The following is an 8,907-nucleotide window of genomic DNA, read 5'->3' on the forward strand; positions in this document are numbered from 1 at the left end:
CCCTTGGGCACCGCCGCCCGCCCCGCCACCGACCCACCCGCCGAAGCCCCCGCATCAGTCATGTCACGGAACCTACCGGGGGTGCTCACGCACAGGTGCGAGTCGTCCCCATGAGGTGAGCCTGACCTACCGTGACCTGCGTCGCAGCCGCTCCGTGAGTCCTTCGTCACAAAGTCTCCTCACGCCGCTCCCGGGCACCGGGTCCGGGCCCGTGCGCGCCTACCATCGGAGGAGACGCCGCCGTTGGAGCGATGACACCCGAGCTCGGGCGACGTCGCTGACCGCGAGGAGGAACCCGGTGGCCACGAGCACCTCAGCCACGAAGCCTGTGAAGCCCGGGCGGCAGAAGCCCGCGGGGACGCTCTACCGCGGCCGCGAGGGCATGTGGTCCTGGGTGATGCACCGCATCTCCGGCGTCCTCATCTTCTTCTTCCTGTTCGTGCACGTGCTGGACACCGCGACGGTGCGGATCTCGCCCGAGGTGTACGACGCGGTCATCGGGCAGTACAAGAACCCCGTCATGGGCCTCGGCGAGGCGGGGCTCGTCGGCGCGGTCGTCTTCCACGCCCTCAACGGCGTGCGGATCATCCTCGTGGACTTCTGGTCCGGCGGCACCAAGCACCAGCGCAAGCTGTTCTGGGGCGTCGTCGTCGCCTGGACGGTGCTGATGGTCCCCTTCCTCGTCCGTCACCTGACCATCGTCTTCACCCACTGAGGGCCGCAGCCATGAGCGATCAAGCACCCGGCGCGAGCTACGCCCCCGCCCTCGAGACGCCCCGCTCGCCGTACCGGCGCAGCAAGTCGACCCGGACCAACTGGGAGCTGTACGGCTGGCTCTTCATGCGGATGTCGGGCCTCGCCCTCATCGTCCTGGTCTTCGGGCACCTCTTCGTCAACCTCATGCTCGGCGAGGGCATCCACCAGGTCGACTGGGGCTTCGTGGCCGGCAAGTGGTCGAGCCCGTTCTGGCAGGTCTGGGACCTGCTGATGCTGTGGCTCGCGCAGCTGCACGGCACCAACGGCGTCCGCACCGTCATCAACGACTACGCCGAGCGGGACGCGACGCGCTTCTGGCTCAAGATGGCGCTGTACCTGGCCACGACGATCGTCATCGTGGTCGGCACCCTCGTCATCTTCACGTTCGACCCGTGCGCGGACCCGAACTCGACGCTGGAGATCTGCCGGACGGCCGGCGCGAACGTCCCCACCATCACCGACTGACCCGACCGACGGACGACGAGGGAGCCAAGCCATGCAGACGCACCAGTTCGACGTGGTCATCGTGGGCGCGGGCGGAGCGGGCATGCGTGCCGCCCTCGAGTCCGGCAAGCGCCAGCGCACCGCGGTGCTGACGAAGCTGTACCCGACCCGGTCCCACACCGGCGCGGCGCAGGGCGGCATGTGCGCGGCCCTCGCCAACGTCGAGGAGGACAACTGGGAGTGGCACACCTTCGACACCGTCAAGGGCGGCGACTACCTCGTCGACCAGGACGCGGCCGAGGTCATGTGCAAGGAGGCCATCGACGCGGTCCTCGACCTCGAGAAGATGGGCCTGCCGTTCAACCGGACGCCCGAGGGCAAGATCGACCAGCGCCGCTTCGGCGGGCACACGCGCGACCACGGCAAGGCGCCCGTGCGCCGCTCGTGCTTCGCCGCGGACCGCACCGGCCACATGATCCTGCAGACGCTGTACCAGCAGTGCGTCAAGCACGAGGTGGAGTTCTTCAACGAGTTCTACGTCCTGGACCTGCTCCTCGTCGACGCGGCCGACGCCCGCACGGGCGACGAGATCGAGGGCAGCACCGAGGCGCCCGAGGTCCTCGCCCCGCCGTCGATCGGCGTGCCCGGCACCAAGCGGGTCGCGGGCGTCGTCGCCTACGAGCTCGCGACGGGCGAGATCCACGTGTTCCAGGCCAAGGCCGTCGTGCTGGCGACGGGCGGCGCGGGCAAGGTCTTCAAGACCACCTCCAACGCGCACACGCTGACCGGCGACGGCATGGGCATCGCCTACCGCAGCGGCCTGCCGCTGGAGGACATGGAGTTCTTCCAGTTCCACCCGACGGGCCTCGCGGGCCTCGGCATCCTGCTGTCAGAGGCCGCGCGCGGTGAGGGCGGGATCCTCCGCAACGCCGACGGCGAGCGCTTCATGGAGCGCTACGCCCCGACCATCAAGGACCTCGCGCCGCGCGACATCGTCGCCCGCGCGATGGCCAACGAGGTGCGCGAGGGCCGGGGCGCCGGGCCGAACAAGGACTACGTCCTGCTCGACCTCACGCACCTCGAGCCCGCGCACATCGACGCCAAGCTCCCGGACATCACCGAGTTCGCCCGCACCTACCTGGGCGTCGAGCCGTACACCGAGCCGGTCCCCGTCTACCCCACCGCGCACTACGCGATGGGCGGCGTGCCGACCAACGTCGAGGCCGAGGTGCTCGAGGACAACACGCGCGTCGTCCCGGGCCTGTACGCCGCGGGCGAGGTCGCGTGCGTCTCGGTGCACGGCTCGAACCGCCTGGGCACCAACTCGCTGCTCGACATCAACGTCTTCGGCCGCCGCGCCGGCCTCGCGGCCGCCGAGTACGCGTCGAAGGCGTCGTGGGTCGCCCTCCCGGCGAACCCCGAGGCGGCCGTCGTCGCGTCGATGGCCGAGCTGCGCGACCGCGCCCAGGGCGAGCGGATCTCCGACATCCGCCGCGAGCTGCAGGACTCGATGGACCTCAACGCCCAGGTGTTCCGCACCGAGGCCACGCTGAAGCAGGCCCTCACCGACATCGACCGCCTCAAGGAGCGCTACGCGCGCGCCTCGGTGCAGGACAAGGGCAAGCGGTTCAACACCGACCTGCTCGAGGGCCTCGAGCTCGGCTTCCTCCTCGACCTCGCGGAGGTCATGGTGCTCGGCGCCCTGGAGCGCAAGGAGTCCCGCGGCGGGCACTTCCGCGAGGACTACCCCAACCGCGACGACGTCAACTTCATGCGGCACACGATGGTGTACCGCACGACCGACGCCGCCGGACAGCACTCGATGCGCCTGGACTTCAAGCCCGTCGTCCAGACGCGCTACATGCCGATGGAGCGCAAGTACTGATGTCCACGTTCGAGACCTCCCCCCGGGAGACCAACGCCGAGGCCGGCCCGGCCAAGTCGGCCGAGACGGCCCGCTCCGGGAAGGGCAAGGTCGCCCCGCGCCCCGGGGGCAGCGAGTCGAAGACCGGGGAGATCCCGTCCTTCGACATCACCGTCCGGCTGCGCCGCTACGACCCGGAGCAGGACACGGAGCCGCACTGGGAGGACTACCACGTCACCGCCCACGGCACCGACCGCGTCCTCGACGCCCTGCACAAGATCAAGTGGGAGCAGGACGGCCGCCTGGCCTTCCGCCGCTCGTGCGCGCACGGGGTGTGCGGGTCCGACGCGATGCGGATCAACGGCCGCAACCGGCTGGCGTGCAAGACGCTGCTGAAGGACCTCAACATCGACAAGCCGATCCTCGTCGAGCCCATCAAGGGCCTGCCGGTGGAGAAGGACCTCATCGTCGACATGGAGCCGTTCTTCGCGGCCTACCGCGAGGTCATGCCGTTCCTCATCACCAAGGGTGCCGAGCCGACCCGCGAGCGGATCCAGTCCCAGGCCGACCGCGAGCGCTTCGACGACACGACCAAGTGCATCCTGTGCGCCGCGTGCACGTCGAGCTGCCCCGTGTTCTGGACCGACGGGCAGTACTTCGGCCCCGCGTCGATCGTGAACGCGCACCGCTTCATCTTCGACAGCCGCGACTCCGGCTCGGACCTGCGCCTGGAGATCCTCAACGACAAGGAGGGCGTGTGGCGCTGCCGCACGACCTTCAACTGCTCCGAGGCGTGCCCCCGCGGCATCCAGGTCACCAAGGCCATCGCCGAGGTCAAGCAGGCCCTGATCGCCCGCAAGTTCTGACGCACCACCGCTCGACGACGGGCCCCCCGCTCACCGCGGGGGGCCCGTCGTCGTCCCCGCCCTCGACCTCGGTGCCTCGCACCGTCACCACCCGCCGGGGTCGGGTCCAGCGGGTGGCGCCGGCGCGCAGCCGACGTCCCGGGGTCGGCTCGGCGGACCGTCCGGGCGACTCCCCCCACCCTCATCCGGTGCGACGCAGGCGTGCGCCGAGCTCGCGGGTCGCGGCGCGGTCGGCAGGGTAGGTGTTGCGCACCCAGGGGTGCGGTGTGGGGTTCCCGGGCCACCGGGGGTCGTGGGTCATCCACCGGGCTTCGACGGTGTGGTCGGGGCGCAGCCGGACCTCGAGGTGGTGAGCGTGCCAGGCCCGGTGGTGGGCCGGGCAGAGCAGCACCATCCGGTCCAGGTCGGTGGTGCCGCCGTGCTCCCGGGCGGGGAAGTGGTGCGCTTCGCAGGCCCACGGAGCAGTGGTGCAGCCCGGTGCGGCGCACCCGCCGTCGCGCACCGCCAGCGCCCGTCGCTGCGCGGTGGTGGCCAGGCGGGTCGATCGCCCCAGGTCGAGGACCGCACCGGCCGGCGTGGTCAGGACCCGCTGAAGGGTTGCCCCGCAGACGAGGTAGCCCAGCGTCGCGGTGGAGACGGGACCGTGGCCCTCGACGGTGGCCGTCGTCTGCGCGTCGCGCTGCTCCAGCGCGGCCTGCACGTCCGCCACCGTCGCCACGACCGCGACCCGGGCGGTCTCCGCGACCGCGGGCTCGGACACGGCCGCGCCGCGCTGGATGAGGGTGACGAACGCGTCGGCGTTCCGCTGCCGCAGCGAACGAGCGTCCCGGGACAGCTGCCCGTCCTCAGCGACCGTCGTGGGCACGGGCGCCGACGCGGCGTGGAGGGCCTGCTTCACGACGACCATCGCGGTCTCGTCCAGGTCGATCGTGACCCGGGACATCCCGTCGACGACGGGACCGAACACCAGGCCGCGTCGGGCGGCGGCGTCGGGGTCGTGGAAGGTGCGGTCCTCGTGGTCGGGATCGATCGTCAGGACCAGTTCTCGCGCCAGCTGGGCGGCCACCCCGGGGCAGTACGCCGCAGCGTTGCGGGTCACGTGGGCATCCAGCAGTTCGGCGTTGCGGTGCTCGACGAGCTCACCGGTGACGGCGTCAGGGAGGCTCGTGGTCCCCCGCCGGATCGGGGTCGGGATCCGCAGCAAGGCCTTCATCGCGACGTCCACGTGAGCCCGGGACGCCTCGCCGGCCGCGAGGGCGTCACCGAGGTGCTGCAACGCGCCCCGATCCCCGTCGACCCCACCGATCACCCCGTCCCACGTCACCGACGGATCGGTGACCTTCGCGGCCTCCACGTCACGGCGGGCCTGAGCGCGGGGCAGGTGGTTCGGGGCACACGCCAGGAACGTCGTGGTGGCCGACGCCGAAGGACCGGCCTCGCCCAGGACCCGCACCAGGTGCAGGTAGGCCGCGTCCGCCTGGTGGCGCAGCCGCAGGAAGTCGGTCACGGCCTCCTGCGCGGAGGCCAAGGAGAAGCCTGCCGCCTTGCTGTCCAGGACCTGCGACAGGGCACCCCGCAGCGCCGCGAACGGCTGCTGCAGGGGGTGCTCCTCGGTCCAGGTCCTGTCCACAGTGTGCTCGAACAAGCGTTCGAACACCACGGTAACCTCCTGTGCTGCAACGGTTCCAACACGCACGGTGGCACCGTCCACCGGCGCGGGGCGGCGCGCGCCGCGGCGCCGTGGATGATGGGGGTCGTGCGCCACCAGGACCGGTACCTGCAGATCAGCCGGGTCCTGACGCGCCACGGCCTCGGCTACTTCATCGACGCGCTGGGCCTGGAGCGCTGGGTGCGCCCGGACTTCCAGCGCATCGGCCGCTCCTCGGACCGCGAGCGGTACTCCCGCGCCCAGCACGTGCGCCTCGTCATGGAGGAGCTGGGCCCGACGGCGGTCAAGATCGGGCAGATCCTCTCCACGCGCCCCGACCTGCTCTCCCCCGCCTTCCAGCGGGAGCTGGAGAAGCTGCAGGACTCGGCCAAGCCGGTGCCGGGCGACGTCATCCGGGCCGCGGTCCTGGAGGAGCTGGGCGCGCAGCCCGAGGAGCTGTTCGCCCGCTTCGACACCGTCCCGCTCGCGAGCGCCTCCATCGGCCAGGCCCACACCGCGGCGCTCGCCGACGGCACCGAGGTCGTCGTGAAGGTCCGTCGGCCGGGCGTCGTGGAGGAGGTCGAGGGCGACCTGGAGATCCTGCGGGCCCTGGCCGTGCAGGCCTCGCGGCGCTGGTCGGTGGCGGCCGACTACGACGTCGTGGGTCTCGCGAGCGACTTCGCCGACACCCTGCGCGCCGAGCTGGACTACCTGCAGGAGGGGCACAACGCGGAGCGCTTCGCCCGCAACTTCGACGGCGACCCCGACATCCACGTGCCCGCGGTGCACTGGGACACGACGACGTCGAGGGTCATCACGCTGGAACGGTTGCAGGGCGCCAAGATCAGCGACACCGCGGCCCTCGCCGCGGCCGGCGTGGACCCGTCGCTGCTGGCCGCGCGGGCGACGCGGCTGCTGGCCGACATGGTCTTCGAGCACGGCTTCTTCCACGCCGACCCGCACCCGGGCAACTTCCTCATCGAGGACGACGGGCGCATCGGCCTGCTCGACTACGGCATGGTCGGCGAGGTCGACGAGCGCTCGCGCGAGCACCTCGCCATGCTGCTGGTCGCCTTCGACCGGCGGGACCCGGCGCGGATCGCCTCGGCCTTCGCGACCATCGGGCTCACCGAGCACCGCGTCGACCGCGTCCGGCTCACGGCGGACTGCACGCACCTGCTGCGCACCTACGAGGGGCTGCCGCTGGGGCGCATCCAGATCAGCGACGTGGTCCGGGACGTGCTGGAGATCCTGCGCCGCCACCACCTCGCGCTGCCCCGCAACCTCGCGCTCGTCGTCAAGATGATCGTGATGACCGAGGGCCTGGGCGCGAGCCTGGACCCCGAGTTCCAGCTCGGCCGCATCCTGGGGCCCTACGCCCGTCGGCTGGTGCGCCGCCACCTCGACCCGCTCGCCCTCGCCAAGCGCGTCCGGCAGGCGGGGCTCGACGCCGCGAGCCTCGGTGTGGAGCTGCCCGGCCAGCTGGGGCGCCTGCTCGACGTCCTCGACCGCGACGGCGTGGCCGTGTCGCTGCGCACCGACGAGCTCGAGCCGCTGGTGGCCCGGGTCGAGCGCATCGGCAACCGGCTGGTCGTCGGGCTGGTGGCGTCCGCGGGCATCGGGGCCCTCGCGACGATCATCTCCACCGACGCCGACCGGTTGCGCCCGCACGAGGCGAAGGTGACCGCCGTGGGCGTCGCCGTGGTCGGCTCCCTCACCGCCTACCTCGGGTGGACGGCGCGCGGTCAGCGACGCTCGCGCCGCTGAGCGCGCGTCAGCCGCCCACGTGCGCGAGGAGCTCTCCCGCCGACCCCTCGCCGGTGCGCGGGGCTGGGAAGGGCTCGTCCCGCCGGCAGCGGTCGAGCAGGCGCTGCACGAGGACGGCGCCGGCCACGACCTCGCGGGCGTCCACGGTGCCCGGCAGCAGCCGCACCTCCAGCGTCTGCGGGCCCGGGCGCAGGCCGAGCACCCGGGCCAGGTTCACGTCGCAGAACTTCGACACGCCCGTGCCCGCGGCCGCGTCCCGCAGCGCCTCCCAGTCGGCGTGCGGGCGCTGCACGACGTCGAGGAGCGCGGCCGGCAGCGGGGCCAGGCGCACGCAGTGCGGGTTGGTCGCGAGCAGCTCCCACAGCGCGGCGCGCCACCGTCCGAACAGCATCACGACGTTGGTGAACGCGGCCACCCGCTGGAAGGGGGCGCCGTCCACGTGCAGGTGCACGGCCGCCTCGCGCGGGACGGTGAAGCCGAGGTCGCGCGCCGCGGACAGCAGGGCGTCCAGCGCGGCCTCGTGGTCCGCCTCCAGCGGTGGCGTCACGACCTCGCAGGGCCGCTCGCGCTCCCCCGACAGCGGCGCCGCGAGCGCGATCGTGGCGCCCGCCGCGTCCTGGACGCGGCGGACGTCGCCGATCGTCTCGACCGCCACGTCGAACAGCTCCGCCACGGGCGCGAGCACCGACCCGATCCCCTCCGCCGGGTCGGTGCGCGCGGCCACGAGGCGCAGCAGGCGGGGGTCGTCGCTGAGGACCCGGTACCAGCCGGGCCGCGGCGGCGCCGTCGGGTCCAGGCCGGCGACGATCGTGGTGTCGTCGACCAGGTGGCAGCGCAGCGCCCCCGCGGCGTCGAGGACGTCGAACCCCGGGGTCAGGTGCAGGAACCGCTCCAGGCCCGCGGCGGCCGAGCGCTCGCTGTCGGTGTGGAACACCGGACGAACCCGCCCGCCGCAGCGGCGGGCGAGCTCGTCCGCGAGGTCGCGGCGGCTGCGGCCCCGGGGGGCCAGCAGCTCGACCTCGACACCCACCCGCAGGTGCAGGCGCGGTCCCGGCCCGCTCAGGGCGCCACCGGCAGGGTCTCCCGGGCCATGAGCCGCCGCCCGGCGGTGACCTTCGCCTCGTACGGGTCGCCGCCCCACAGCCCGGCCAGGGTGACGGCGTCGGCGTAGTCGTAGCCGGCCGCGAAGAACGCCTGGACCGCGAGGTCGGCACCGGAGGCCGGCGGCGCGGATCCCGTCTCCGGCGCCGGCGCGGCGCTGCCCGGGGCGATCGGCAGCGTCGTCCCCGCGACCAGCTCGTCCCCGGCCCGGGTCTTGGCGTCCTCCACGCTGGCGCTGCCCCACAGCGCCGCGAGGGCGACGGCGTCGTCGTAGTCGTAGCCCGCGTCGAAGAAGGCGGGCCACGAGTCGGGGACCGTGAAGACGTCGTCCGGCGTGGCCGGCGACGCGCCGGGACCCGAGGTGGGGGCGGGCGTCGGGGTCGCCGGCACCGCCGGAGTGGGCCGCACCTCGCCCTGCCCGGGCGCCCCCACCACGGTGCCGACGGGCCGCCCCTGCCCGG

General features: G+C 73.0%; 7 protein-coding genes and 1 pseudogene. 5 read left to right on the plus strand and 3 right to left on the minus strand.

Features of this window, described 5'->3' with window-relative positions; translation table 11 throughout:
• Positions 1 to 298: 298 nt before the first annotated feature.
• From sdhC to GTR02_RS16725, 4 genes are read left to right on the plus strand one after another with little or no spacing between them, the layout of a single operon-like run.
• Positions 299 to 715 carry a succinate dehydrogenase, cytochrome b556 subunit gene (gene sdhC, locus GTR02_RS16710; RefSeq protein ID WP_166608626.1) on the plus strand — a complete coding sequence of 139 codons (417 nt, stop codon included), beginning with the start codon at positions 299 to 301 and terminating at the stop codon, positions 713 to 715.
• 11 nt (positions 716 to 726) lie between these two features.
• A complete protein-coding gene (locus tag GTR02_RS16715) occupies positions 727 to 1,221 on the plus strand; it encodes a succinate dehydrogenase hydrophobic membrane anchor subunit (protein ID WP_205709463.1) in 495 nt (164 codons plus the stop codon).
• A 31-nt stretch (positions 1,222 to 1,252) separates the two neighbouring features.
• Positions 1,253 to 3,085, plus strand: coding sequence for a succinate dehydrogenase flavoprotein subunit (gene sdhA, locus GTR02_RS16720; RefSeq protein ID WP_166608627.1), 1,833 nt, complete (start codon positions 1,253 to 1,255; stop codon positions 3,083 to 3,085).
• Positions 3,085 to 3,930 carry a succinate dehydrogenase iron-sulfur subunit gene (locus GTR02_RS16725; RefSeq protein WP_166608628.1) on the plus strand — a complete coding sequence of 282 codons (846 nt, stop codon included), beginning with the start codon at positions 3,085 to 3,087 and terminating at the stop codon, positions 3,928 to 3,930. Before sdhA ends, GTR02_RS16725 begins: the two co-directional genes overlap by 1 nt.
• Before the next feature lie 181 nt (positions 3,931 to 4,111).
• On the opposite strand, the gene GTR02_RS16730 is transcribed toward GTR02_RS16725, so the two are convergent.
• On the minus strand, positions 4,112 to 5,590 hold the full coding sequence (locus GTR02_RS16730) for a DUF222 domain-containing protein (protein ID WP_166608629.1): 1,479 nt from the start codon (positions 5,588 to 5,590) through the stop codon (positions 4,112 to 4,114).
• 87 nt (positions 5,591 to 5,677) lie between these two features.
• Here GTR02_RS16730 and GTR02_RS16735 point away from each other — a divergent pair, with 87 nt between their 5' ends.
• A complete protein-coding gene (locus GTR02_RS16735) occupies positions 5,678 to 7,345 on the plus strand; it encodes an ABC1 kinase family protein (RefSeq protein ID WP_205709466.1) in 1,668 nt (555 codons plus the stop codon).
• Positions 7,346 to 7,352: 7 nt separating this feature from the next.
• Here the strand turns inward: GTR02_RS16735 and GTR02_RS16740 are convergent, their stop codons facing one another.
• Both GTR02_RS16740 and GTR02_RS16745 read right to left on the minus strand, forming a co-directional pair.
• On the minus strand, positions 7,353 to 8,375 hold the full coding sequence (locus GTR02_RS16740) for an amidoligase family protein (RefSeq protein WP_338073878.1): 1,023 nt from the start codon (positions 8,373 to 8,375) through the stop codon (positions 7,353 to 7,355).
• A 29-nt stretch (positions 8,376 to 8,404) separates the two neighbouring features.
• Positions 8,405 to 8,907, minus strand: a pseudogene (locus GTR02_RS16745) (hypothetical protein); the annotation flags it as partial.

This window comes from Kineococcus siccus (genome assembly GCF_009906795.1).
Taxonomy (GTDB): Bacteria; Actinomycetota; Actinomycetes; order Actinomycetales; family Kineococcaceae; genus Kineococcus; species Kineococcus siccus.

What these genes read in the sequence shown, in the direction of transcription:
- GTR02_RS16715 (WP_205709463.1), top strand. Translation starts at nt 727, where the DNA reads ATGAGCGATCAAGCACCCGGCGCGAGCTACGCCCCCGCCCTCGAGACG.
- sdhA (WP_166608627.1), top strand. Translation starts at nt 1,253, where the DNA reads ATGCAGACGCACCAGTTCGACGTGGTCATCGTGGGCGCGGGCGGAGCG.
- GTR02_RS16725 (WP_166608628.1), top strand. Translation starts at nt 3,085, where the DNA reads ATGTCCACGTTCGAGACCTCCCCCCGGGAGACCAACGCCGAGGCCGGC.
- GTR02_RS16735 (WP_205709466.1), top strand. Translation starts at nt 5,678, where the DNA reads ATGGGGGTCGTGCGCCACCAGGACCGGTACCTGCAGATCAGCCGGGTC.